We start from the raw sequence: 26,110 nt of genomic DNA, 5'->3' as shown, positions 1-26,110 counted from the left end.
GAGGACACTTCGGCTCCACATAGAATACTGTGGAAACTTCGCGCAGCCTCTTCTCATCATATGTTGAGCGCTTGCGGATGCCGGTATAGCGCTGAGGGGAAAGACATGTTTTCCAAGATTCTGGTCGCCAATCGCGGTGAAATCGCGATTCGTGCTTTTCGAGCGAGTTACGAACTCGGCGCTAAAACCGTGGCGGTGTTCCCCCATGAAGACCGGAATTCCATTCACCGGCAGAAAGCTGATGAGGCATATCTGATCGGTGAAGAGGGGCATCCGGTCCGGGCTTATCTCGATGTCGAGGAGATCGTCCGGGTTGCGCAGGAGGCCGGTGCCGACGCTATTTACCCCGGCTACGGCTTCCTCAGCGAGAACCCCGATCTGGCCCGGGCCGCCCAGGCGGCGGGGATCACCTTCGTCGGCCCTCCGGCCGAAGTGCTGGAGTTGGCCGGAAACAAAGTCTCCGCGCTCAAAGCCGCTAAGGCGGCAGGCGTTCCGACCTTGAAGTCCTCCGAGCCGTCGAAAGATCTTGATGAATTGATTGCGGCAGCGGATGAGATCGGCTTTCCCATCTTCGCCAAAGCAGTAGCGGGCGGCGGTGGTCGGGGGATGCGTCGGGTGGAGACCCGGGAGGAACTGCCCGAGGCGCTCAAAGCAGCGATGCGTGAGGCGGATGCAGCCTTCGGTGATCCCACGATGTTCCTGGAGCAGGCGGTGCTCCGTCCGCGTCACATCGAGGTTCAGATCCTGGCCGATGCGCAGGGCAATGTGATGCACCTCTTCGAGCGGGACTGCTCTTTGCAGCGCAGGCACCAGAAGGTCATCGAGATCGCTCCCGCTCCGCAACTCGACGATTCGATTCGCCAGGCCTTGTACCGGGATGCCGTCGCCTTCGCCAAAGCGCTCGGTTACGTCAACGCGGGCACCGTGGAATTCTTGGTCGACACCGCCGGAGATCGTGCCGGTCAGCATGTCTTCATCGAGATGAACCCGCGGATCCAGGTCGAGCATACGGTGACCGAGGAGATCACCGATGTGGACCTGGTGCAGGCGCAAATGCGGATCGCTTCGGGAGCCACCCTGGCGGAGCTGGGGCTGAGCCAGGACACCGTGTTCATCAAGGGTGCCGCCTTGCAATGCCGGATCACCACCGAAGATCCGGCGAACGGGTTCCGCCCCGACGTCGGGAAGATCACCGGTTACCGTTCCGCGGGCGGTGCCGGAGTGCGACTCGACGGCGGTACGGTCTACTCGGGAGCGGAGATCTCCCCGCATTTCGATTCCATGCTGGTGAAGCTGACCTGTCGCGGTCGTGACTATCCCTCCGCCGTCGCCCGAGCACGTCGGGCGCTGGCAGAGTTCAGAATCCGCGGTGTCTCCACGAACATCCCCTTCTTGCAGTCCGTGCTGGACGATCCGGACTTCATCGCCGGGAACGTGGCAACCTCCTTCATCGAAGAACGCCCGGAACTGCTCAAAACCCATGTCTCAGCGGATCGTGGCACCAAACTGCTGAGCTGGCTCGCCGACGTCACGGTCAATAAGCCTCACGGTGAACTCAAGGTCCACGCGGATCCCGCCTTGAAGTTGCCGAAGCTCGACGGTTCGGAACTGCCGGCCGGCTCTCGTCAGCGGCTCTTGGAACTGGGTCCTGAGAAATTCGCTGCTGAGTTGCGCGCTCAACAGGCCGTGGCTGTCACCGATACCACCTTCCGTGATGCTCACCAGTCGCTGCTGGCCACCAGGGTGCGCACTAGGGACCTGGTGGCTGCCGGTCCCGCGGTCTCCGCGCTCACTCCTCAACTGCTCTCAGTGGAGGCCTGGGGTGGTGCCACCTACGACGTCGCCCTGCGGTTCCTGGGCGAGGATCCTTGGGAGCGGCTCAGCGCGCTGCGCCAAGCGCTGCCGAACCTCTGCTTGCAGATGCTCTTGCGAGGCCGCAACACCGTGGGCTACACGCCCTACCCGGAGGACGTCACGGAAGCTTTCGTTCAGGAGGCCGCCGCGAGCGGCATCGATATCTTCCGGATCTTCGACGCGCTCAACGATGTGAGTCAGATGGCTCCGGCGATCAAAGCGGTCCGGGATACCGGCACAGCTGTTGCCGAAGTGGCTCTGTGCTACACCTCGGACATGCTCAACCCCGAGGAGAAGCTCTACACCCTCGACTACTACCTGGAATTGGCCGAGCGAATCGTTGACGCTGGCGCGCATATCCTGGCGATCAAGGACATGGCCGGGCTATTGCGCCCTGCGGCGGCAGCGAAGCTGGTCAGCGCGCTCCGAGAGCGCTTCGACCTTCCGGTGCACTTGCACACCCACGACACAGCAGGCGGTCAGCTAGCCACCCTGCTGGCTGCCGTTGAGGCGGGAGTGGACGCCGTGGATGTCGCCTCGGCTGCCTTGGCCGGCACCACGAGCCAGCCCTCCGCATCGGCGCTCGTCGCCGCGCTCGCCCATACCCCGCGGGACACCGGTATCTCGCTCGAAGCAGTGAGCGCACTGGAACCCTACTGGGAGGCGATTCGCCGGGTGTACGCGCCTTTTGAATCAGGGCTTCCGGGGCCGACCGGCCGGGTTTATCAGCACGAGATCCCGGGTGGGCAGCTCTCCAATTTGCGCCAGCAGGCCATCGCCCTGGGGCTGGGGGAGCGATTTGAGGCGATCGAAGATATGTACACCGCCGCCGATCGGATCCTCGGGCACCTGGTCAAAGTCACGCCGTCCTCCAAAGTGGTGGGCGATCTGGCGCTTCACCTGGTGGGCATCGGCGCCGATCCAGAAGATTTCGAGCAGAATCCGCAGAACTACGATATTCCGGATTCGGTGATCGGCTTCCTCTCCGGCGAGCTGGGGGACCCACCCGGAGGATGGCCTGAGCCTTTCCGCAGCAAAGCCCTGCAGGGCCGGGTGATCAAGCTGCGTGAGACGGAACTGACGGCGGAGGACCGGGCAGGTCTCGCCGCGGATTCGGCAACTCGCCGGGCTACCCTCAACCGACTGCTCTTTGCCGCCCCGACCAAGGAATTCCAAGCGGTGCGGAACAACTACGGCGATGTCTCAGTCCTGGATACCAGGGACTACCTCTTTGGCCTGCAGCGCGGCCAGGAGCACGTGATCCCGCTGGGCAAGGGCGTGCGGCTGATCGCCTCCCTTGAAGCGATCTCCGACCCCGATGAAAAGGGCATGCGCTTGGTGATGTGCACGCTGAACGGCCAATCCAGGCCGGTCAACGTCAGGGATAAGAGCATTGAGTCGAAGGTGAAATCCGCGGAGAAGGCCGATCCTCAGGTGCCGGGCCAGGTTTCCGCGCCCTTCGCCGGGGCGGTGACGCTGGCAGTAGCGGCGGGCGATACCGTAGCGGCGGGCGATACCGTAGCCACCATCGAAGCGATGAAGATGGAAGCCTCGATCACCACCCCGGTCGCCGGGAAGGTCAGCCGGATCGCCATCTCCCAGGTGGAGCAGGTGCACGGCGGAGATCTGCTCTTGGTGGTTGAATCCTGAGGATCAGCTGTTTTAGCGCTCAGCAGCCCTTGTGCGTTAGGGTGAATGCTGGTTTAAGCTGAGCGTTCTGCGCGGCTGATGAACCATTGAGCCCAGGGGGAAGATGAGCATGGCACTCGAAACAGAGAAAACCGAGCCTACGCACGGAGATCTGAGCAACGACAGCGTTGCCGATCCTTCCAGCACGGGCGTGTTGAATACTTTGACCGAGGTTGTGCTTCCCGCTTCGGAACAGCAACCCGAGGCAGCCACAGCCGACTCCGAGCAGTCCGCCTCTGATCAGCCGGATGAGCCCGCTCAGAGCCAAGCAACCCAGGATCAGTCAGTCACGATCGAGGCTGTTGAATCCGGTCGGGAAGAAGCCGGTTCGGAGGCGGCGCCGCAGTTCAGCGCTCAAGCTGTCGAAGCCATCGAGCCGGAGGCGCCGTCCTGGCAGCCCAGCGGAGGCAGCAGCAAGGAACAAGTCCCTGCCGCTCAGGAGACTGAGGCGAATAAGGCGAGCGCACGTCGTGGTCAGGACAACCAGGGCAAACCGGAACCGGCAGCTGCGCTGACCGCCGATCGATTGCTGCTCGGCCAGCAGACCCCGCCGGTCTCCGGCTGGCGCCGCTGGCTCTATCTGAGCTCTTTCGGCTATATCAACGTCGGAGATTCGGATAAGGTCCGACTGCAGCGGGTGATGAATCATCGAATCGCTGCCCGGCTGGGCCAGCGGACCCGCTATGTTCCGGTGCTTTCGCGCAAGGGCGGGGTGGGTAAAACCACGGTGACCACTCTGCTCGGCATGGTCCTCGCCGATATGCGGGAGGACCGGGTGATCGCAATGGATGCCAATCCGGATCGTGGCACGCTTTCAGACCGTTCCCCGGGCCGTGCCGATTACACAGCGCGGCAGCTGGTAAGAAACCGTTTTTCCGTCAATAGCTTCTCTGAACTGGCGAGCTATGTTGCCAGGGACGGCTCACGCCTGGACGTACTGGCTTCCGATACCGACCCAGCGATCGCCGAAGCATTTGACGACGCCGACTACCGGGCAGTGACCGACATCCTGAGCCGTTACTACTCGATCGTGCTCACCGATTCAGGCACCGGCATGGTGCATTCGGTGATGAAGGGCACCCTGGAAAAGGCCGATACCGTGGTGCTGGTTTCCGGCGGTAGCGTCGATGAGGCCCGGCTGGCCTCTGAGACCCTGTCCTGGCTGGAAGCCCATGGTCGTCACGACTTGGTGGCCAAGGCCATTGTGGTGATCAATATGTCCGCGGGGGAGGGGACCCTGGTCAACGTCGAAGAGATCGAAGATCACTTCCGCTCCCGGGTGAAGTCGGTGCTGCGGCTGCCTTACGACAAGCACTTGGCCGAAGGCAGCAGGGTCGATCTGGCCAGGCTGCGCCCCGCGACCCGGGCCGCAGTGATGGAACTCGCGGCACTCACCGTGGATGAATTGCAGGGCAGCTAATTCCTGCCGGGCAGTTCTGACAGCTTTTTCAGCAGCTACCTCGGCTGCGGACCCTTGAGCAGGCTTCCGACGTCACGGAAGCCTGCTTGTACCGCAGTTTGCTGCTCGGGTGAACTCGCCGCCTAGGCAGGCTTGGGGGCCGAGTAGATCTCTTCCACCACGGAATCGAAATCTTTGAGCACCTGGGCCCGTTTGATCTTCAACGAGGGCGTCAGATGACCGCTGGTCTCGGTGAAATCGGTCGGCACAATACGGAACGACTTAATGGCTTCCGCGTGGGATACCGAGCCATTGGCGCCGTCGATCACCTTTTGCACCGCAGCCAGTACGACGGGTTCCCGCGCGGCCGCTTCCACGCTGATATCGGCTGCCAGACCGTGATGGCTTGCCCATTGCGGAAGGGCCTCCTCGTCCAGCGTGACGAGTGCCGCGATGAAGGGTTTGCCTTCACCGATCACGAGGCACTGCGAAACCAGAGCATCGGCTCGGATCTGATCCTCCAGCTGGGCAGGCGCGACGTTCTTGCCGCCCGCGGTGATGATGATTTCCTTTTTGCGTCCCGTGATGCTGAGAAAGCCGTCCTCATCGAGCTGGCCGATGTCCCCGGTGCGGAACCAGCCGTCGACGAAGGCTTCAGCGCTCAGGTCCTCGCGCTGGAAGTAGCCTCGCATTACGCAGACGCCCTTGGTGAGGATTTCGCCGTCCTCGGCGATTCGGACCGCATTGCCCGGTAAAGGCCTGCCCACCGTGCCGATCTTGATCAAATCTGGACGGTTCACCGTGACCGGAGCAGTGGTTTCGGTCAGGCCATAGCCTTCCAGCACCGTGACACCGATGCCGTAGAAGAAATTCCCAAGGCGTTCGCCCAATGGACCGCCACCCGAAACGGCGTACTGCAACTGACCGCCCATTGCGGTGCGCAATTTGGAGTACACCAATTTGTCGAAGAGCCCGTGCTTGAGGTTGAGTACGAAGGGCACCTTGCCCTTTTGACGAGCCTTGGAATACTGGATCGCGGTCTCCGCCGCGATTCCGAAGATCTTTCCCTTGCCCTCGGACTCAGCCTTGAGGGCCGCTGAGTTGTAAACCTTCTCGAAAACGCGGGGAACGGCCAGGATGTAGGTGGGCTTGAAGCTCTGGAAGTCGGAGAGCAGATTCTTGATGTCTGGTGTGTGACCGGTGCGAGCGCCTGCGGCGACATTCAGAATCGAGATGAAGCGGCCGAAGACGTGCGCTAGCGGCAGGAACATGATCGTCTGAGCGCCATCGGTGGCCACCGCTTCGGAGAGCACGCCGAGCGCGTTCTCCGAGAGTTCGACGAAATTCCCGTGGGTGATCTCGGTGCCCTTGGGGCGGCCAGTGGTGCCCGAGGTGTAGATCAGGGTGGCGATATCGCGCAGTCCAGCCGCTGAACGGCGCTGCTCGAGTTCCTCATCGGAGACGCCCTGGCCTGCTTCGCGCAAGACGTCCAGACCGCCGTCGGACATCTTCCAGAACTGGGTAGTCGCCGTGAGATCCTCGGATTCCACCGCTTGATGGATGCTGCTCAGGTGAGAGTCAGCTTCACCGAAGACCGCGACAGCGCCAGAATCGGAAAGGTTCCAGGCAATTTGGCTAGGCGCGGAGGTTTCATAGATCGGCACCGAAATAGCACCCGCGTACCAGATGGCAAAGTCGACCAGGGTCCACTCATAACGGGTGCGGGACATGATGCCGATCCGGTCGCCGGGGTTGATGCCACTGGCAATCAGGCCCTTGGCGAGAGCCCGCACATCGGTACGGAATTCACTTGCTCTGATGTCTTGCCAAACGCCGGACTGGTTCAGCACAGCAAAGAGCGCACGATTCGCCGGATTATTCGCCTGTTTTTCCAAAAGATCAGTGCAATTGCTCTGCTCTGGAATGCTCACGACGGCCGGTACGGAAATTTCTTGCACGATAGCTCCCTCGATATCTACTGACCAGTAACTTTACTGTGCAAAACGGAGTTTCCCAACTACTCCTAGAATAATGCTGTGAACGCGCAAACACCTGATCCATCGAAGCCAGGCCTGGCGATCGGCATTGATATCGGTGGAACCAAGGTCGCCGCGGGGGTGGTGGACGAGCACGGTGCGGTGCTCGCCGAGCAACGACGGCGAACACCTGGCCGCGATCCCCGGGCCGTTGAGGCCACCATCGTCGAGCTGGTCTCCGAGCTGGGCAAGGACCATCAGATCGATTCAGTGGGCATCGGCGCCGCGGGCTGGATGGATCTCAGTGGCGGCACAGTGCTTTTCAGCCCGCATCTGGCATGGCGCAATGAGCCGCTTCGGGAGAATCTGGAAAGGCTGCTGCGGCGTCCCGTGATGCTCACCAACGATGCGGACGCCGCCGCCTGGGCTGAATGGAAATTCGGTAAAGCGCGTGGCGAAAGCCGCTTAGTCTGCATCACCCTGGGCACCGGAATCGGCGGAGCCATGGTGATGGACGGCAGGCTAGAACGGGGCCGCTTCGGAGTCGCGGGGGAGTTCGGCCATCAGGTGATCATGCCCGGTGGTCATCGCTGCGAATGCGGCAACCGGGGCTGTTGGGAACAGTATGCCTCCGGCAACGCGCTGGGCCGGGAAGCCCGGGAACTGGCGCGAGCGAATTCCCCGGTGGCACAGGAACTGCTTCGGGTGGTGGACGGCGAAATCGACTCGATCACCGGCACCGTCGTCACCGAGCTGGCCCAGCAAGGAGATCCGGCGTCGATCGAGCTGATCGAGGACATCGGCTCCTGGCTCGGCTTGGGCCTGGCTAATCTGGCCGCCGCCTTGGATCCCGGGATGTTCGTAGTGGGTGGTGGCCTGTGCGGTGCGGGAGAGCTTTTGCTGACGCCGACGCGACGCGCTTTCAAACGGAATCTGACCGGGCGTGGTTTTCGCCCCGCGGCTCGGATCGAGCTGGCCGAACTGGGCTCCTCTGCCGGGCTCATCGGGGCCGCCGACCTTTCTCGTTCACCAAGAACGAGCTGAGCTTCCCAGCGGAATCGCGCTAGACCTGGGCGCCGTCGTCGTCATCGCTGCGCTGGCCGGGCAGCCGGTACACCAGATAGCCCACCGAGACCAGGAAGATCAGGATGGCGGCAATAATGACCAGCAGCGGCGCATCACGCCAGAAGATCGCCGCGCAGAGCAGCGCTATCGGAACTCCTGCGGCACCGATCCAGGCCAGTGCGATGGAGGGCTCCACACCGGCCAGTGAGGCGGGCTCCTGCGGAACGAATTCTTCCTCGTCCTCCGGCGGGCTGTAGTCTCGTGGCCCTTGCGATGGCTCCGAGAGGCGCCTGACATTGAGTGGATCGAAGTCCCCGAAGCCACCGGAAGGCTGCGCGCTTTGAGGATCGTTCTGGCTCTTCCCGGAGCGACCGGGCTGATCCCCGAGCAGGGTCTGATCGCCCAATAAGGTCTGATCGGCGTCCTCTTCGAGGCGAGAGACCAGGTCCTGCCAGATCTCCTCCTCATTGGGCTGCGGGGACTCCTTCGAAGGTTCAGACACCGGCGATCTCCCGGAAGAATGCTGCGGACTCCGCGAAGATCGTGGGCGCATCATGGTCCAGGGTGGCCACATGGTAGCTATGGGAAAGCTGCACGAGCCGCAGGTCTTTACTGCTGACCCCGTTCTGAATGGCGGTCACTGAGGAATCCGGCACCACATGGTCAACGGTGGAGCGGAAGAGAATGGTCGGTGCTTTGACTCTGTCTAGGTGCTTTGTGGTGTCTTTGAAGAGTTGGTTCAGCTGATGAACCGCGGCGACCGGGGTTCGGGAATAGGCGTGCTCGTCCATTCCCGGTTTGATGATGTCATTGCCGATAGCGGGCACGCTTTTGACGAAATACCGCATGATTCCGGCTAATTTGGCCCGCGGGTCGGCGGCCGTCAGAGCTGGATTGACCAGGGCGAGTCCAGCCACCGGATGATGCTCCGCCAAGCGCAGGGCGAGCGCGCCACCCATTGAGAGCCCAGCGACGAAGACCTGTTCGCAACGACTGGAGAGTTCGAAATAGGCTGCCTCGGCACCCGCATACCACTGCTGCCAAGGAGTGCGGCTCAGCTGTTCCCAGCTAGTGCCATGCCCGGGAAGCAGCGGCATATTCACGGAGAATCCTTGTTTCGCCAGATTTTCTGCCCACGGGCGCATACTCTCCGGCGAACCGGTGAAGCCATGTGAGACCACAACGCCTATTTTTGCCAATTCACCGTGCCCGGTGCTGATGAATGGTTCGTGCATGCTGCGCCTCATCGTCTGCTGCTGTCGTTGCAAAAAGATCCCTTTTAGCAGGTTATCTCACTAGAGTAGTCTTGCAGAATGCCCGGCCATAGACCGGCAGAGTCGGCGAGTGCTCACCGGCTGAGGCGGAGAAAAGGCGAGACGTGTTTTATTGGGTATTGAAGAAGATCTTCTTGGGCCCTTTGCTCAAGTTGCTCTTCCGGCCATGGGTCAAGGGCCTCGACAATGTGCCCGAAACCGGGCCAGCGATCATTGCCAGTAACCACTTGTCCTTTTCGGACTCGATCTTCATGCCGCTGATGGTGCCCCGGCCCGTGGTGTTCCTGGCGAAATCCGAATATTTCACCGGCGCGGGGCTCAAAGGCAAGCTGACCGCGCTGTTCTTCAGACTGACCAATCAGCTACCGATGGACCGTTCCGGTGGGGCCGCCTCGGCGAATTCGCTCAGCACTGGAGCCGATGTGCTCGCCAAGGGAGGACTCCTGGGCATCTATCCCGAGGGCACTCGAAGCCCCGACGCGAAGCTGTATCGAGGCAAAGTGGGAGTGGCTAAATTAGTCCTCAGCTCGGGGGTTCCGGTGATTCCGGTGGCGATGATCGGTACCGATAAGGTGCAGCCGATCGGCCGGAAACTGCCCAATATCCGGCGGATTGGGATGATCTTCGGTGAACCGCTGGATTTCAGTCGTTATCAAGGGCTTGAAGACGACCGATTCGTGCAGCGCAGCGTGACCGACGAAATCATGTATGAGCTGATGAGGCTGTCAGGTCAGGAATACGTTGATGCCTACGCCAGCACCGTCAAAGAGCGGCAGTCATCTCGCAAGGAGGGCGAAGCGGCGCCCCCGGTCACCCCGGCTAGTGCGAAGAGCCCCTTGCGCGACGAAGAGACGGAAGTGCCGCCTCTGAACCCGGCGAGTGACGCCACAGCAGAGCCAATGGGCAGCGAAGAAGCCGCTAGCTGAAGCGCTCGGCGATGAATTGTTATCCGCCTGCAGCGTAGATTACGCCCCGAGGTCTCATTGAGCGTGCAGAACAACTAGGCTTATGGCGTGCAAGATCTGACTCATACCACGCCGCAAACCTTCGACGACTCTGCCGCCCGGCTCGGCCAGGCAGGCGCAGCGAACTACCCAGGCCTGGATGCCTGGCGCTCGCTGCCCATTTCGCAGCAGCCCAGCTGGCAGGATGAGAACGTCTATCAGGCTTCGATCCAAGAGCTTTCGAGTCTGCCTCCTCTGGTTTTCGCCGGCGAGGTCGATGTGCTGCGCGAGCGGCTGGCCCAGGCCGCTCAGGGCAAGGCCTTCTTGCTGCAGGGCGGCGATTGCGCTGAGACCTTCGAAGCTGCCACTGCGGATCGGATCAGCGCCCGAGTGCGCACCATCCTGCAGATGGCGGTAGTGCTCACCTACGGAGCTTCGCTTCCGGTGATCAAGATGGGCCGGATGGCCGGCCAGTTCGCCAAACCCCGCTCCTCGAACGATGAGACACGGGACGGCATCACATTGCCCGCGTACCGTGGCGATATGGTCAATGGCTACGACTTCACCCCGGAATCCCGGGGTCATGACGCTGCTCGCCTGGTCAAGGCCTACCACACCTCGGCTTCGACCTTGAACCTGATCCGTGCCTTTACGCAGGGCGGTTTCGCCGATCTGCGGCTGGTGCATCACTGGAACAAGGGCTTCACGCAGAACCCTGCGCATGCACGCTACGAATCGCTGGCCGGTGAAATCGACCGGGCGATCCGTTTCATGGAAGCCTGCGGCTCCGATTTCGAGGCGCTCAAGCGCACCGAGTTCTTCGCCAGTCACGAGGCTCTGCTGCTCGATTACGAGCGGGCGCTGACCCGGATCGACTCACGAACCGGCAACCCCTACGCGACCAGCGGGCATTTCCTGTGGATCGGTGAGCGCACTCGGCAGCTGGACGGCGCCCATGTGGATTTCCTCTCCAGGGTGCGGAACCCGATTGGCGTCAAGCTCGGGCCCAGCACGACGGGGGACGACGCGCTCCGCTTGATCGATACGCTGGATCCAAACCGGGAGCCGGGCCGGCTGACCTTCATCACGCGGATGGGGGCTGCCAACATTCGGGAGAAACTGCCGTCCCTGGTGCAGAAGGTCACGGAGTCCGGAGCTCAAGTGCTCTGGGTGACCGATCCGATGCACGGCAATACGGTGACCTCGCCCAATGGCTACAAGACCCGTCGCTTCGACGATGTGATCGATGAGGTACGCGGCTTCTTCGAGGTGCATCAGGGCCTGGGAACCTTCCCAGGTGGCATGCACGTGGAGATGACCGGTGACGACGTCGCAGAGTGCCTGGGTGGGGCCGATCCGATTGATGAAGAGGCCTTCCTGACCCGTTATGAATCGGTCTGCGATCCGCGGCTGAACCATATGCAGTCTCTTGAGATGGCGTTCCTGGTCTCCGGGGCACTTTCTCAGGCCTCTCGCTAGCCCCACTCGCGTCCTCCTGAAACCAGCTATCCCATCGAGTGTTGCGCAAGTTACGGATGATGCCGGATTATTGCCACATCTGCATCATCCGTAACATTCAGTGGGACGGGTGGTTTTGCGTAGCCGGTCTCCGTCTTGCCCTCGGAAGTGCGGCCTCTAGACCACGGTGAGTTCGATCACGGTGCCCTCTGGGACCGAGGTGTTGATCGGGTCCTGGGCTCGCACCGTGCCGAAGAATCCGCCGAGTATCTCGGTGACGTGGTATTTGAGCTTCAATTGCTTGAGCTGAGCGATGGCGTCGTTGACCTGCTTGCCCACGAAACTGGGGACCTGAACCATCTTCGGACCCTTGGAGATCACCAGAGTCACGGCGCCTCCCTTGGTCAGGGTCCCTGATTTCGGGGTCTGTGAGACCACCGACCCCGCCGGAATATCGGCGTCGAAGACTTGATCTGGAGACACCGTCACCTTGAGGCCGAGATCGCTGATCGCCTTAGTGGCGGCGTCCTGGCTCTGGCCCACCACCGAAGGTACCGGAATTGGCTTCGGACCTTGAGACACCACCAGGTCCACCGGGGTGGCTCCGCGTTTCTTCACCCCGGTGGCGGGATTCTGACTGAGCACCTGGCCAGCCGGTACTGTCTCGTCATACTGCTGGCTGACCTTGCCGAGCCCGAGATGGTTTTGATTCAGCAGGGATTTCGCATCGTTCAAGCTCTTCGCGGTCAGATCTGGTACATCGTAGAGAGTTGGCCCCAGCGAGACCTGCAGCACCACGATCTGAAACTTGCGTTGCTGAACATAGGCTGCCGGTTCGGTCGAAATCACGTGGTCGACGGACACCGTTTCATGATTGAGATTCTCAGTGGTTGAGTTGAAGCCCAGGCTCTGCAATTCAGCTTGAGCTTCGGTGACGGTTTTGTTCCGCAAATCCGGCACCGTGGCGAGTGCGCCCGGGCCCAGTCCGAAGAACCAACCGGCGGTAGCCCCGAGTAACGCCAGGATCAGTACCAGCACAAGCCAGATCAAGCCTCGACGGCGAGGGTTCCCGCGCCGCAAATTGGTAGTGGGAGTCGCGGCGGTACGGGCGGCTTCGCGTTGCGCGGCTTTGTCCGCTTTCTTAGCCGCAGCGCGGGCGGCCCGTGGGCTCAGCCTGGGCTCCTCCTCATCGACTTCCATGGCCAGCGGCGCATGACGATCCATCACCGTGGTGGGATTGACGCCGCGATTCAGGAATTCGGTGGGCCGGGAAATCGCCTGAGTTGGTTGCGCCGTCAGCGCTTCGGTGGGGTGTTCAGTTTCGCTGTCAGCCGGTGGCAGAACGGTGGTCGGGGGATGCAGAGGAGGGTTCGGAATTCCACCGGAGGGCGCGGAGTAGTCGAGTTGTTGATCGCTCAGCGTGGTGCGGATATGCCGTAATTCCCCGAGCAACGCATCGGCGTCGTGAGGACGGTCTTCAGGATCGGCCTCGGTGCACCAGCGAACCAGTTCATCGAGATCCGGGGCCAGCCCTGGCAAGACCACTGATGGCGGAGGCACGCTGGAATTCACATGCTGATAAGCCACCTGGATGGGCACTTCACCGCGGAACGGTTGCTCTCCGGTGAGCAGTTCATAGAGCATGATGCCGACCGCATAGATATCGCTTCGGGCATCGGCTGTCCTGCCCATCACCAATTCGGGGGAGAGGTAGGCCACGGTGCCGATCAGGGTGCCGGTGTTCGTCGAGGTGGTGACCGCGCGAGCCAGACCGAAATCGCCGACTTTGATCCGTCCGTCGTCGGCGATTAGTACGTTCTCCGGTTTCATATCGCGATGCACCAGGCCAGCGCGATGCGCCGCTGCCAGACCTTCGACGACGGCGTCAAGGTAAGCCAGTGCCAGACGCGGGCTCAGCGAACCGTGCTCGCGAAGTACATCGCGCAGGGTACGGCCGGGGATGTATTCCATCACCAGATAGGCGAGCTGGTGATTATCCAGTTGTTCTTCGCCCTGATCGAGAACGCCCACCACATGCGGATGTGACAGCTTGGCGGCGGCTTTGGCCTCACTGCCGAGTCGGCTCAGAAAGGAATCGTCCAGGCTCAGGTGAGGGTGCAGCACTTTGAGTGCCACTTGCCGGTCCAGGCGCAGGTCTATGGCAAGGTACACGGTGGCCATTCCGCCCCGCGCGACCTTGCTCAACACCTTGTACCGCTGATCGACTAGTGAGCCGATGAGCGGTTCCTGAACCCTGTCCTGCACTCTTCGATCCTAGGTGGTGTTCCTAAAACTCGTAGGATTCAACACCCATCAACCAGGGGTTTAGGCCCAAAATAACTCAGCGGAAACGACTTTGCAGGGCCAAGACCGAAGCGACGTACTGTTTGGTGTCATTGAACATGCCGTAGCGGGACACCGAGTACTGACCTTGGTAATAGCCAGCGATAGCCAGTTTGAGCGAGGGCGAGGTGCGGACCAGGGCCCGGATGATCGCAATGCCTGCCACCACATTGTCCTGAGGGTTGAGCAGATTGAGATGCCTGCCGACCAGCTGGGAAGCCCATTCCCCGGAAGAGGGAATGACCTGCATGGCACCGATCGCATTGGCGGGGGAGACCGCTTGAGCGTTGAAGCCCGATTCCTGCCAGGCGAAGGCCAAAGCCAAAGAAGGGTCCACTCCCATTTGCCGCGCTGTATTGGCGATGATCACCTTCATCTGAGCCGGGCTGGGAACCGGCGCGGCCATCAGCGCAGCCTTGTTCTTATTGGCTTGCGAGACAACGGCTTCGGGGTAGGTGTAATGCAAGAAACTGCTCGGTACCGAGGGCGTCGTTGCCGGGGTTCCAGCTCCCGGGATTTTGAGGGTCTTGCCGGGGTAGATAATGCTGTTCAGGCTGAGCTTATTGGCTTGGAGCAGGCTTTGCAGGCTGATCCGATAGCGGGCTGCGATACCGCTGAGGGTGTCTCCCGCCTTGATCTTGTAGCTGCCAGAGGCCGCCGGTGCGGCTGCAGGCGGGGCCGCCGCTGGTTTCTTCGCCGGAGTGGGTGAGGATGCACCTGCTCCCGGGATCTGGAGGGTCTTGCCGGGGTAGATGATGCTGTTCAGGCTGAGCTTATTGGCTTGGAGCAGGCTTTGCAGGCTGATCCGATAGTGCGCTGCGATGCCGCTGAGGGTGTCTCCGGCTTTGATCTTGTAACTGCCAGAAACTGCAGCGGCAGGCTTGGCTGCAGTGGGTTTCGCAGTCGTTGGCTGTGCTGCGGCGCTTGCAGAGGAACCACTGAGCTTGATCTTCTGTCCCGGATAGATCAAGGTGGCTGCGCCGAGTTTGTTGAGCTTCAATAGGCTGTTCACGTTCAGGCCATAGCGGGCCGCGATGCCACTGATGGTGTCACCGGAGCGAATGGTGTAGCTGCTGGGCAGAGCCGCAGGTTTGAGTGCGGGAACCCTGCTGATCAGCGCCGACATCGGAATGAATGAACCACTGAGCTGCGCGTCCAAGATGGCCTGCGCCTTCAGACCGAGACCCAGTTGATGAGCACTGCCGTTGAGCGGCTGCTGTGGTGCAGGGGCAGCGGTGGCGGGCTGGGCGAGGGCCAGCGAGGAAAGCGCGATGACCGGCAGCGCAGCGGTTCCGGCGAGCGCTAGCTGTTTACGCCTGCTGTTTTCGTTCTTGAACTGACGGGGCAAGGTCATATCCTCAGGTTTGTGGCTGAAGTTGCCAGAGTTATTTATGTTTCTTATGTGACTAATGTGAATTTACACTAAATTTCCCATAGCACAAGGTTTGGGCTTTATTCAGTATTGAAAATGCGGCGTGTCTTTTTGTGTGATATGCGGCCGTCGGGACGCGCAGAGAAAGCAGAAATATGGCAGGCTTGTACCGTGAGTACCACTGAAAGCACCCCGAACCAAAAAGATCAGCTGACCGAATCAGCTGATCAGAGCAGCGCTAATCACCTTTCGCCCCTGGAATCCTTGGTCACCGAGTGGTTGCCGCTGCCTGACGTCGCAGCGTTGCTGGATATCCCGGTCACCCGTGTCCACTCCCTGATCAGTGACCGCTCCCTGTTGGCCTTCCGGATCGGTGAGCGTAAGATCCGCTCGGTGCCGGCTGAATTCTTCGTCGAGAACGACGTCCTGGACAGCCTCAAAGGAACTTTAGTAGTGCTTTCGGACGCTGGGTTTAGCGATGAAGAGGCCATCTCCTGGCTTTTCACCGAGGATGAATCGCTGCCGGGCCGGCCGATTGACGCCTTGAAGGCCGGGCGGAAGACCGAGATACGACGTCGAGCTCAAGCCCTCGCTTGGTAACCCTCTTCGCTCAGTGATTTCAGGAGCGCTTCAGGCGCTTCGCTGCACCGCTGCCTGTGCCATGGTGTGCAGGGCCAAGCTGGTGAAATCGTCGATCTGAAGAGCTTCCAGAGCGGTGAAGGCCTGACTGCTGTAGCGCTCAATCAGATCCTCAGTGGCAGAAACAGCTCCGCACCCGGTCATGATGCGCCGGATCTGGGCGATATCGGTTTCAGAGAGATCAGGTATGCCCAGGCGCTGATCGACGAATTCGGCATCCTCGGCTTCAGCTAGGCGGAGCGTGTAACCGATCAGCACGGTGCGTTTGCCCTCGCGCAGGTCATCACCTGCGGGCTTTCCCGTACTCTGCGGATCGCCGAAAACGCCCAGCATATCGTCCCGCAATTGGAAGGCTTCGCCCAGCGGTAAGGCGAAAGCGGAGTACCCGTTCAGCAGTTCTTCCGAACCACCCGCCAGTGCGCCGCCTAAAACCAGCGGATGTTCTGTCGAGTACTTGGCCGATTTATAGCGGATGATCGATTGCGCCCGTTCAACTGCGCCAGCTGGTCCCCGAGAGGGGCCGGCTACTTCCTCGAGGATATCGAGGTATTGACCTGCCATCACTTCGGCGCGCATCGTGTTGAAGGTGCGGCGTGCTCGGTTGGCGGCCGAGGTCGTGACGAGGGAGGACATGCCAGCGAAAACCTCTTCGCTGAAGGAGAGACAGAGATCTCCGGCCAAAATGGCTGCAGCATGGCCGAAGCGTTCCGGGTCCAATGCCCAGCGCTGGCGCTGGTGGAGCTGGCTGAACTGCCGGTGCACGCTAGGCGCACCGCGGCGGATGTCGGAACGATCGATGATGTCGTCATGGATCAGCGCTGCGGCTTGAAAGAGTTCAAGTGACGCCCCTGCCGTGGTGATGGGAGTGTTGGGGCTCGGGTCTCCGCCCGCTCCGCGCCATCCCCAGTAGCACAGTAGAGCCCGCATTCTCTTGCCACCGCTTGCCAGATCGGCAATCGTATCGATCAGGGCTGGGGTATCGGCAGAGATTTCGCCTAACTCGGCTCGCTTCAGGGCAAGGAAATCTTGGAGTTCAGCCCCCAGAGTCCGAATGAATTCTGCCTGGGTTCTGCCGAGCAGAGGAGCAGATTCTTTGGGCTGCATCACTTCAGTGAAGCCGCCTCAACGCTGGCACCCAGGGTGAAGGTATTGGTTCCGTTGTCAGAGCTAATCGACAGATTGATGTTCTCTTTGCCGTCCTTACGAACGAAGTCCTTGCTCACGACCGAGCCGACATTGCCGCCGGGCAAGAGGGTGAAGCCCTGGGCTTGCAGAGCCTTGGTGTAGAAATCAACGATGTCTTTGCTGCTTGAGCTAGTGCTCCCGACGAGTGAGGCAGTCGCCGGGTTGGTTGATTTATCTACCACGCTGAGCTTGACCTCGGCGCCGGGCATTAAGGGCAGCAGGGTTTTGGGGAAATCCTGGATCAATGCGCCGACGGTGGACTTCGTATCTGAGGACGGGGCATCGCTCGCATCGGCTGAACTGGCGCTATCCGTCGCGGAAGCTGAGGCGGAACTGGTTCCGCTGCTGCTAGCAGGGCTGCTGCCGCTCGGTTGCGCGGTGGAATTTCCACAGCCAGTCAGGGCGATGCCGCAAAGCAGGATTCCAGTGGCGGTGAGGGTGGCGCGGGAGGCCTTGGAAAGTCGGATCACCCTTCTAGTCTAAGCGGATCAGGGGTAAAGCCTCACAGTATAGGACAGAGAACCGGTGTGAGCGGACGACCGAGCACTGGGCGGCCACCCGGTGTCCAGGCTGTCGGTGGCCGGAATTATGATGAAGAGGCGATGACCAATCAGGAAGCAGCTGCGGCGTCTGCGGCTCGGCAAGATTTCCGGGACTGCACGATCCTGCATGTCGACATGGACGCCTTCTTCGTAGCGGTCGAACAGCTGGAAAACCCGAAGTTGCTCAACATGCCGGTGATCGTGGGGTTTCCGCAAGGTCGATCTGTGGTGCTTTCTGCGTCCTATGAAGCCCGAGCCTTCGGGGTGCGTTCGGCGATGCCGATGGCCGCGGCGATGCGGCTATGCCCTCAGGCGATCATCGTAGAACCCAGACATCAGAGGTATTACGAAATGTCTCAGGTGCTGATGGAACTGCTCTCTTCGATCACCGACGCCGTTGAGCCGCTCAGCGTGGATGAGGCGTTTCTGGATATCGCCGGGGCGATGCGGCGGCTCGGCGGCCCCCTCGAAATAGCCCAGTTGATTCGACGGCGGGTGAAAGCCGAGTTAGGGGTGACGGCGTCAGTGGGGGTGGCTGCCAATAAATTCGTCGCCAAGATCGCCTCAGCGCGATGCAAGCCCGATGGACTGTTGCTGATTCCTCAAGAAGATACCGTGGCCTATTTGCATAGCTTGCCCGCACGAGCGCTGTGGGGAGTGGGGGCGAAGACCATGGAGGTTCTCTCCGGCTTGGGAATTCACAGCGTGGAACAGATCGCCAGGACGCCGGTGGCTGTTTTGCGCCGCGCTCTGGGGGCGACCGGGGAGCATGTGCATCGCCTGGCCTGGGGCATAGATCCCCGGCCGGTGACCCCGGTAAGGGTGGAGAAAAGCATCGGTGCGGAGGAAACTTTTGCCGTGGATACCGCCGATGAGGCTTCGCTTCGCCGAGAACTCCTCAGGCTCTCCCATCGCACCGGCGGGCGGCTGAGGACTAGCGGGTATGTCTCCAGGACCATTGCGATTAAGTTGCGTTATGCGGATTTTTCCACCATCAGCAGGTCCCGAACCCTGGCTGTTCCGGTGGACAGTGCTCAGTTGATTTACCAAACCGCGCTTCAGCTGTTGACCGGACTCGGAGAACGGCCCATGGCCGTGCGGTTGATTGGCTTGAGAGCTGAAAGCTTGGAGACAACTGCCCAAACTCCCGTGCAGCTCAGTTTGGAAAGACGAGACGACAACTGGCGATCAGCGGAAATAGTGATCGACCAAGTGGGCGAGAAATTCGGAGCCTCCCAGGTTTTACCTGCCCGACTTCTTAAAAAGAAGCCAACCGAAGAAGGCTGAGCGGCGATCTCGGGTGCAATAATTGCTGAGCCGCTCAGGGCTTTCTCGCTGCGGCTTTTAGTTCTGGCTCGGGAAGCCTATTCTTAAGGAATTAGAGCGATGATTTAATAATTTTCGCCAACGCTGGAACCAGAAGCATGCGGGTATTCGTTCATAAAGCGAGGCCAAGACATATGGCATGTCGATGGCGGGACCTGAAGGAGGTCGTGATGCCACTGTCGGAACACGAACAGAGGCTGCTCGATCAGCTAGAGCAGCAGTTGCATGACACTGACCCCAAATTTGCCAGTGCCCTGGGCACTGATGGAGCGCGCAGACTTTCGGCTCGGCATATTCTGCTGGGCGTAGTGATCGGGGTAGCGGGCCTCTCCGTGATGCTGCTCGGTATCGGTATCCAGCAGATCTGGCTCGGCGTCCTGGGATTCATTGTGATGGGGGCCGGCGTCTTCATCGCCACAATGCGAAGCCGCGTCACTAAAACTCCTGCCTCCGCGGATGGCGCCAAAGTTGCCGGTGCCAAGAGCAGCTTCATGAGTAATCTGGAGGATCGTTGGGACGAGCGCCGCAGAGGCGAATGACTCAGGAGTGTCCTTGATTCCCAGTCGGTCCGGATCCTGTCGAGGCAGAGCTGGCTGATCTTCCAGACCGCTCAACCAGAGCCCTTTGACCCGTTATCGTCATAGCTATTCGTGCTGTCCTGTCCCTTCTTGTTCTATACGTCGTTCACCTCACCCGTTCTGACCCCTGGCCCCTAGCCCAGGGGTTTTTCTATGCCCAATCCCAGCTTCTCTTACAACCAGCTGTCCCACTCAGTGGTGCAGAAGTTATGAATGAGTCGATAAAGCCGTAACTCTGGCCACTCCAGTAACACTCAGTGGGACAACTGGATCGTGAGGGAGGGGTCCTCCACATTCCTCCACCGCTCGGGTTGGGCGGCTCTAGCAGCTCGCGACGGGGCTTCTGGCGGGAATATCTAGCGCTTTTTGACCGCGAATAGGTGGCCGTCGTCTTAAAAAGCGAGCGGCTGGGCGGTTTGAGTCGGATTTTCCCTCCACTTCCATCCCCGCCGATTCACCCCTGAAATCACGCGGAAAACCGCGGAAAAATTCCTCCGACACACGGGAATAAAAGCGCCGAGCAGATTGACGGTGGGGGATTGTGGGGTAAAGTGGAGCGAGTAAGAGGGTAGTGGTGGAGGAGGTGGTGAGGTGTTCCTTGGAACTCATTCGCCGCGCCTCGATGAGAAAGGTCGTCTGATTCTTCCCGCCAAGTTCAGGGATGAACTGGGCAACGGTCTGGTCCTCACCAGAGGGCAGGAGCGTTGCATCTACGTTTTCAGTCAGCGCGAATTCGAACGCATTCACGAGCAGATGCGAGAAGCACCGATCTCCAGTCGGCAAGCCCGTGACTACATTCGAGTTTTCCTCTCTGGAGCCTCTGATGAAATGCCGGATAAGCAAGGCCGCGTCACCATTCCGGCGGCGCTTCGGGCTTATGCGGGTTTGGATCGGGAACTGGCTGTTATCGGAGCCGGTTCTCGGGCCGAGATCTGGGACGCCACAGCGTGGGCGGACTACTTGGAAGAGAAGGAGAACTCCTTCTCTGAAACTGATGACAACGCAATTCCAGGACTTCTCTAGAGCTTCTTGAATGAGATCTCCAGCCGCCCTACACCACCTGACTCACCTTCCCCGGAGCCAGGCGGAATGTACGGCGCGGATGGGGATCTGGTTCAAGGAACACATTGAAGGCAAAGCAGGCAGCGAATCGAGGGGGAGTGCAGTGGCAATACCACCATCCGCAGCGGCTTCCCGGCATACTCCGGTGCTGCGGGATCGCTGCGTCAACCTTTTAGCTCCCGCCTTCGAAGCCGCAAATGCTCGTGGTGAGCGGGCGGTAGCGATCGATGCCACGCTGGGAATGGGCGGTCACAGCGAAGCCATCCTGCAGCGCTTCCCGAACTTGCACCTGATCGGCATCGACCGAGATACTCAGGCTTTAACTCTGGCCGGCGAACGGCTTGAAGCCTATGCCGATCGCATTGACTTAGTGCACGCCGTCTATGACGAAATCGATGAGGTGCTCGAAGACCTCGGCCTTGAGCCTCAGGGCAGCGTGCACGGAGTGCTGATGGATCTGGGAGTTTCTTCCCTGCAACTTGATGAGGCAGAGCGCGGATTCGCCTATTCATATGATGCTCCGCTCGATATGCGGATGGACACCAGTCGCGGGCAGAGCGCTGCGGAGGTCGTCAATAACTATTCGGAAGCCGAGCTCGCATCGATTATCCGCCGTTGGGGAGAGGAGAAATTTTCAACTCGCATTGCCCGGCAGATCGTTGCGGCAAGGCAGCAGGCCCCGCTTCTGCGCACGGGCGAGTTGGTTGAGGTGATTCGACGCGCTGTTCCCGCCGCTGCCGCGCGCACCGGTGGGCATCCTGCCAAGCGGACGTTCCAGGCTCTGCGGATCGAAGTTAACGAAGAACTTGAGGTACTGCAACGCGCGGTGCCGGCCGCCGTCGACTCCCTCGCCATCGGCGGTCGAGCCGTGGTGATGTCCTATCACTCTTTGGAGGACAAGATCGTCAAAAAGGTCTTCAGCACTGGCGCCAACTCGAGTGCCCCGGTCGGCTTTCCGGTGGAACTCGAGGAGCACAAAGCCGAGCTGAAGATCCTCACCAAGGGCACCGAAGTGCCCACCGAAGCTGAGATCCAAGAGAACCCCCGGGCCGCATCAGCCCGCTTGCGAGCAGTGGAACGAATCAAAAAGAGGAGAACATCGTGACTCAGTCTCAGGCCACAGCAGCGCCACGCGCTGAGGCCTCTTCCTCCCGACGGACGCCCAGAGCTCCTTATATGAAAAGGACGGCTGCTCCCTCCGCTCGCGCCACGGCGGAACTCAGCAGTGCCACCCATGGCTCTGCCGCTCGTGTACTCAATCCGCTGAGCAGCCCAAAAGCCAGCACCGAATCAACGCCTGCGCGCACTCCGCTCTCACTCGTCGCGGCACTACCCGGCCGGCGTCGTGCGCCCTTTGTGGTTTTCTGCTTCCTCGCATTGGTCGCCGCCATGGCGACCGTCTTGGTGTTGAATATCTCAGTCTCCTCGGGCCAGTACGAACTGGTGCAGCTGAACAGCAAAAAGGACACCCTGGTCAAGCAGAACCAGGTTCTGACACAGCAACTGCAAGATGCTCAGGCTCCGCAGAATCTTGCGCAGAAGGCGCAACAATTAGGTATGGTCGCTGCAAACTCCACGGGACAGATCAACCTCGACAATCAGACGATCTCCGGATCGCCCAAGCCAGCGACGAAGCTCGCCAACCCTTTGCCGTTGATCGCCGCCCCAGAAACAGGGAACAGCCAGCCGGTGAGCAATAACATCCCGGTCGCGACGAGCCTGCCGAGCGGCCCGCTCGCCCCCGGCCAGCTGATCGGGGGCATTCCCTTCGCTGGGCAGCACTCGGACACTCCGGCTAGTCCGTCGGCCACTCCGGGACCGCAAGCCGATCTGCACGGTGGCAGCATCCCGTCACCGGACCAAAAGTCCCCGAGCGGAAACTGAGCAGGCTTCCACGAGCTAGTATCGTCGACAGCCGGAACGTAACGAGGCCATATTTTGAAAGCACAGCCAGTGAAAACGCCATCGACCAAACAAAGCAAGATCTCTCTGAAAGCCCGCAGACGACTGCGGGTGGGTGTGGGCTTACTGCTGGCTCTGCTGCTCATCGTCTCCGGCAAGCTCGTGCTGGTCCAGGGGCTCGACTTGGGCGGTTACGCGGAGGCCGCCGTCAACCAGCTCACCCAGACCCAGAAGCTGGCCTCCAGCAGAGGCGAGATCGTCGATGCCAATGGCAAGGTGCTAGCTCAGTCAATCGTCCGTTACGACATCGTGGTGGACCAGGTCAATAACACCAAGGGCCTGACCTATAAACGGGTCGGCGCAGACGGCAAAGTAGCCGAAGTCACCAGGGATACCGGCATCTCAGAATTGGCATCGGCACTCGGGATGGACGTCGAGCAGGTACGTAAACTGGTCACCGGCACGGCTCGCTATAACGTGGTTGCCAAGTCGGTCACTCCGGAGTTGGAGGATAAGATCGCCGCGCTCCGGGTGCCGGGCATCGCCTCCCAACCGATCTCCAAGCGGGTCTATCCGCTCGGTCAGGTGGCCGGAAACATCGTCGGTTTCATGGGCCCCGATGGCGGCGGATCCGGGCTCGAGCAGACCATGAACGATCAATTGAGCGGCAAGGACGGCAGCCGGACGTTCCAGATGGGCAGAGACGGCATCGTCATCCCAGGGGCTCCCACCACCGTGACTCCCGCGGTCAACGGGAAAACCATTAAGCTCACGATTAATGCGGATCTTCAGTATTACGCCCAACAGGCGATCGCCAACCAGGTGAAGCAGCAGCGCGCCGAATGGGGCAATATCGTTATCGTGCAAGTGAAAACAGGCAATATCATCGCGATGGCTGAGAACGCGACGGTAGATCCCAATAATCCCGGCGCAACCCCGGCCGCTGACCGTGGCTCCAGGATCGTCACCAATGCGATTGAACCTGGCTCCACTGAGAAGTCGGTCACCGCCGCAGCTGTCATTCAAGAAGGCAAAGCCACTCCGCAAACCCATCTGACCATCCCTCCCACCTACACCATCGATGGTCAGACCTTCTCAGACGCTGAGGACCACGGCACCATCAATATGACGCTCTCCGGGGTGCTCGCTGAGTCTTTGAACACCGGAACCGTGATGATCGGCTCCAAGCTGAGCCCTCAGCAGCGCTACGATTACCTGCAAAAATTTGGGGTCGGAAGCAAAACCGGCATTCCGCTTCCCGGCGAGAGCGCGGGCATCCTGGCCACTCCGGACAAATGGGACGGCCGCCAGCAGTACACTGTTCTCTTCGGTCAGGGCGTTGCTCAGACCCCGTTGCAAACCGCGATGGCATATCAGGCGATCGCGAATGACGGTGTGCGATTGCAGCCCAGGCTGATTGATTCCTACACCGATGCCAATGGTGTGGAGACCAAGACCCCGCAAGCTCCCGGCACTGAAGTTATTTCCCCCTCAACAGCCCAGCAGGTCAAAGGCATGCTCGAGGGCGTGGTGACGGCGGCGCATTACAATGACATCAGCGTGCCCGGGTATCGAGTGGGGGGTAAGACCGGCACCGCTGAATCTCCTTCAGCCGGTGGATTCAGCGGATACACCGCCTCCTTCGTGGGGATGGCACCGATGGAGAATCCGGAATATGTGGTGTTGGTGACCGTGCAGCACCCGCAAGGTAACATCTACGGTGTCACCCAGGGGCCGGTCTTCAACTCGGTGATGGGACAGGTTCTGCAGACCTATCAGGTTCCACCGTCGACCACTCCGCCCTTCAAACCGCAGACCACGTTCTAGACGGCACGGAGAGAATCAAACGTGAATGAAAGCCAAACTCCGGCTGCCGGTAGCTCGATCGGCCTGCGGCCACTGCACCCTGCTGGCCTGCTGCTCAGCGAATTAGCCGGGATAGTGAACCTGGAGCTGAGCGGGGCAGCCGCAGTCGCAGCGGGCACGAGATTGAGCGGGGTGAGCCTGGATTCCCGAGCGATTCGACCGGGGGATCTATATCTGGCCCTGACCGGTCTGACGAGTCATGGCGCCCACTATGCCGGGGCTGCCATCGCTGCCGGTGCGGCGGCGGTTCTGACCGACCCAGCGGGCGCCGAGCTATTGGCCGGAGCAGCCCTCGACGTTCCGGTCCTAGTGGTCGCAGAACCGCGCTCGGCAGTGGCCACCATCGCTGAACGAATCTACCGCTCGGAGCTGACTGACGGAGCATCCGAGATGAAGCTCTTCGGCATCACCGGAACCAACGGCAAGACCACTACGAGTTATCTGATCCGTTCCATTCTGGGTGCTCTAGGCCGCGGCAGCGGATTGATCGGAACCATCGAGACCCTGGTGGGGGAGCAGCGGGTCCCCTCGACCCTGACAACACCGGATACCACCGATTTACACGCGGTGTTCTCCACCATGCGTGAGCATGCCCTGGACGCCGCAGTGATGGAAGTCTCCTCGCACGCTCTGACCCTGGGCCGAGTGGATGGGGTGATCTTTGACGTCGCGGGATTCACCAATCTGACTCAAGATCACCTGGATCTGCACGGCGATATGGAAGAGTATTTTGCTGCCAAAGCCTCATTGTTCAGCCCGGAGCATGCCAAATCCGCGGTGGTCATCGTCGATGACGAGTGGGGGCTGAAAATGGCGAAGGCCGCGAGTGTGCCGATCATCACCTTGCGTACTACCACCGATGACTCCTCTTCCGAGGCTTCTGATTCTTCCGACGTCGCTCAGTGGAGGGTGCGCAGCGCGCTGCCCCGTGAACTGGGCTGGGATGTCGAGCTGAGCAGCGACCAGGGAGACCTGAGGTTCCACACCTCTCTGCCGGGCGGTTTCAATGTCTCCAATGCGGCCCTAGCGGTGCTGATGGTGCATGCCTCTGGTGTAGACCTTGAGACGCTGCAACGCGTTCTCGATGAATTCGATCCCCTCGACATCGAGGTGCCCGGGCGAATGCAGCTGATCTCGCGGGAACCGGTCGCTGTGGTGGATTTCGCACATAATCCTGATGCGCTGAGGCGAGCCATGGAAGCGGTTCACCCAGCGCGCGGTGAACTGAGGGGGCGACTGATCGTGGTCTTCGGCGCGACCGGACAACGAGATCAGGGCAAACGTCCGATCATGGGTGCGCTGGCATCCAGGCACGCCGACGTGGTGATCATCACTGATGACGATCCGCACGATGAGGACCCGGCTCAGATCCGCCAGCAGGTTTTCGACGGCGCGCAGCACAGCGCCTGGGATGACACGCAGGTGGAAAACATTGCGCCCCGAGCTGCCGCGATTGATCGTGCCGTTGAATTGGCCGGGCCTGCCGACACCATCCTGGTCGCGGGTCGCGGCCACGAAGTCTGGCAGGAAGTACAAGGAGTGAACCTGGCTCTGGACGACAGAGAAGAGCTTCGGGTGGCTCTGGTGAAATACGGATTCACCGTTGAACCGGTTCCCGAGATAGAGTCCTAAATCG

Annotated in this window: 20 protein-coding genes; 13 read left to right on the top strand and 7 right to left on the bottom strand. The window is 60.6% G+C overall.

Going from position 1 to position 26,110, the window contains the following annotated elements; translation table 11 throughout:
* The first annotated feature begins 105 nt into the window (after positions 1 to 105).
* Entirely contained in the window at positions 106 to 3,504 is a 3,399-nt protein-coding gene (locus ABDK06_RS11095; protein WP_394941084.1) for a pyruvate carboxylase, read from the top strand.
* Positions 3,505 to 3,613: 109 nt separating this feature from the next.
* The gene (locus ABDK06_RS11090) at positions 3,614 to 4,963 is read left to right on the top strand and encodes a nucleotide-binding protein (RefSeq protein ID WP_394941083.1); all 1,350 of its coding nucleotides are present in this window, start codon (positions 3,614 to 3,616) and stop codon (positions 4,961 to 4,963) included.
* A 122-nt stretch (positions 4,964 to 5,085) separates the two neighbouring features.
* Here ABDK06_RS11090 and ABDK06_RS11085 read toward each other — a convergent pair whose 3' ends face one another.
* Positions 5,086 to 6,900, bottom strand: coding sequence for an AMP-dependent synthetase/ligase (locus tag ABDK06_RS11085; RefSeq protein WP_394941082.1), 1,815 nt, complete (start codon positions 6,898 to 6,900; stop codon positions 5,086 to 5,088).
* 78 nt (positions 6,901 to 6,978) lie between these two features.
* Here ABDK06_RS11085 and ABDK06_RS11080 point away from each other — a divergent pair, with 78 nt between their 5' ends.
* The gene (locus ABDK06_RS11080; RefSeq protein WP_394941081.1) at positions 6,979 to 7,962 is read left to right on the top strand and encodes an ROK family glucokinase; all 984 of its coding nucleotides are present in this window, start codon (positions 6,979 to 6,981) and stop codon (positions 7,960 to 7,962) included.
* A 19-nt stretch (positions 7,963 to 7,981) separates the two neighbouring features.
* On the opposite strand, the gene ABDK06_RS11075 is transcribed toward ABDK06_RS11080, so the two are convergent.
* A complete protein-coding gene (locus ABDK06_RS11075) occupies positions 7,982 to 8,485 on the bottom strand; it encodes a hypothetical protein (RefSeq protein ID WP_394941080.1) in 504 nt (167 codons plus the stop codon).
* Entirely contained in the window at positions 8,478 to 9,218 is a 741-nt protein-coding gene (locus ABDK06_RS11070; RefSeq protein ID WP_394941079.1) for an alpha/beta hydrolase, read from the bottom strand. The genes ABDK06_RS11075 and ABDK06_RS11070 overlap by 8 nt, the downstream gene beginning before the upstream one ends.
* 143 nt (positions 9,219 to 9,361) lie before the next feature.
* Here ABDK06_RS11070 and ABDK06_RS11065 point away from each other — a divergent pair, with 143 nt between their 5' ends.
* A complete protein-coding gene (locus ABDK06_RS11065) occupies positions 9,362 to 10,183 on the top strand; it encodes a lysophospholipid acyltransferase family protein (RefSeq protein WP_394941078.1) in 822 nt (273 codons plus the stop codon).
* Positions 10,184 to 10,279: 96 nt separating this feature from the next.
* Positions 10,280 to 11,680 (top strand): class II 3-deoxy-7-phosphoheptulonate synthase, encoded by a 1,401-nt coding sequence (locus tag ABDK06_RS11060; RefSeq protein ID WP_394941320.1) that lies wholly within the window; start codon positions 10,280 to 10,282, stop codon positions 11,678 to 11,680.
* A 156-nt stretch (positions 11,681 to 11,836) separates the two neighbouring features.
* On the opposite strand, the gene pknB is transcribed toward ABDK06_RS11060, so the two are convergent.
* Together pknB and ABDK06_RS11050 are read right to left on the bottom strand one after the other, a co-directional pair.
* Positions 11,837 to 13,924, bottom strand: a complete 2,088-nt coding sequence (gene pknB / locus ABDK06_RS11055; protein ID WP_394941077.1) for a Stk1 family PASTA domain-containing Ser/Thr kinase — start codon at positions 13,922 to 13,924, stop codon at positions 11,837 to 11,839.
* Between the two features lie 76 nt (positions 13,925 to 14,000).
* The gene (locus ABDK06_RS11050; protein WP_394941076.1) at positions 14,001 to 15,356 is read right to left on the bottom strand and encodes a LysM peptidoglycan-binding domain-containing protein; all 1,356 of its coding nucleotides are present in this window, start codon (positions 15,354 to 15,356) and stop codon (positions 14,001 to 14,003) included.
* A 273-nt stretch (positions 15,357 to 15,629) separates the two neighbouring features.
* Between ABDK06_RS11050 and ABDK06_RS11045 the strand changes: the two genes are divergently transcribed.
* Entirely contained in the window at positions 15,630 to 15,974 is a 345-nt protein-coding gene (locus ABDK06_RS11045; protein ID WP_394941318.1) for an Rv2175c family DNA-binding protein, read from the top strand.
* A 30-nt stretch (positions 15,975 to 16,004) separates the two neighbouring features.
* Here ABDK06_RS11045 and ABDK06_RS11040 read toward each other — a convergent pair whose 3' ends face one another.
* Positions 16,005 to 17,117 (bottom strand): polyprenyl synthetase family protein, encoded by a 1,113-nt coding sequence (locus ABDK06_RS11040; protein WP_394941075.1) that lies wholly within the window; start codon positions 17,115 to 17,117, stop codon positions 16,005 to 16,007.
* Positions 17,117 to 17,668 carry a hypothetical protein gene (locus ABDK06_RS11035; RefSeq protein WP_394941074.1) on the bottom strand — a complete coding sequence of 184 codons (552 nt, stop codon included), beginning with the start codon at positions 17,666 to 17,668 and terminating at the stop codon, positions 17,117 to 17,119. The genes ABDK06_RS11040 and ABDK06_RS11035 overlap by 1 nt, the downstream gene beginning before the upstream one ends.
* Positions 17,669 to 17,800: 132 nt before the next feature.
* Between ABDK06_RS11035 and dinB the strand changes: the two genes are divergently transcribed.
* From dinB to ABDK06_RS11000, 7 genes are all read left to right on the top strand, one after another.
* Positions 17,801 to 19,027, top strand: coding sequence for a DNA polymerase IV (gene dinB / locus ABDK06_RS11030; RefSeq protein ID WP_394941316.1), 1,227 nt, complete (start codon positions 17,801 to 17,803; stop codon positions 19,025 to 19,027).
* 209 nt (positions 19,028 to 19,236) lie between these two features.
* Positions 19,237 to 19,605 carry a DUF3040 domain-containing protein gene (locus ABDK06_RS11025; protein ID WP_394941073.1) on the top strand — a complete coding sequence of 123 codons (369 nt, stop codon included), beginning with the start codon at positions 19,237 to 19,239 and terminating at the stop codon, positions 19,603 to 19,605.
* Between the two features lie 630 nt (positions 19,606 to 20,235).
* On the top strand, positions 20,236 to 20,667 hold the full coding sequence (mraZ, locus tag ABDK06_RS11020) for a division/cell wall cluster transcriptional repressor MraZ (RefSeq protein ID WP_394941072.1): 432 nt from the start codon (positions 20,236 to 20,238) through the stop codon (positions 20,665 to 20,667).
* A gap of 142 nt (positions 20,668 to 20,809) precedes the next feature.
* The gene (gene rsmH / locus ABDK06_RS11015) at positions 20,810 to 21,811 is read left to right on the top strand and encodes a 16S rRNA (cytosine(1402)-N(4))-methyltransferase RsmH (RefSeq protein ID WP_394941071.1); all 1,002 of its coding nucleotides are present in this window, start codon (positions 20,810 to 20,812) and stop codon (positions 21,809 to 21,811) included.
* Positions 21,808 to 22,590 carry a cell division protein FtsL gene (gene ftsL / locus ABDK06_RS11010; protein WP_394941070.1) on the top strand — a complete coding sequence of 261 codons (783 nt, stop codon included), beginning with the start codon at positions 21,808 to 21,810 and terminating at the stop codon, positions 22,588 to 22,590. The genes rsmH and ftsL overlap by 4 nt, the downstream gene beginning before the upstream one ends.
* A 69-nt stretch (positions 22,591 to 22,659) precedes the next feature.
* Positions 22,660 to 24,435, top strand: a complete 1,776-nt coding sequence (locus ABDK06_RS11005; protein WP_394941069.1) for a peptidoglycan D,D-transpeptidase FtsI family protein — start codon at positions 22,660 to 22,662, stop codon at positions 24,433 to 24,435.
* A 21-nt stretch (positions 24,436 to 24,456) separates the two neighbouring features.
* Positions 24,457 to 26,106 carry a UDP-N-acetylmuramoyl-L-alanyl-D-glutamate--2,6-diaminopimelate ligase gene (locus ABDK06_RS11000; RefSeq protein WP_394941068.1) on the top strand — a complete coding sequence of 550 codons (1,650 nt, stop codon included), beginning with the start codon at positions 24,457 to 24,459 and terminating at the stop codon, positions 26,104 to 26,106.
* Positions 26,107 to 26,110 lie beyond the last annotated feature (4 nt).

It is taken from the genome of Psychromicrobium ferritrahens (assembly GCF_043789415.1).
In the GTDB taxonomy this organism is placed as follows: Bacteria; Actinomycetota; Actinomycetes; order Actinomycetales; family Micrococcaceae; genus Renibacterium.
This window is presented reverse-complemented; position numbering and strand designations above follow the sequence as displayed.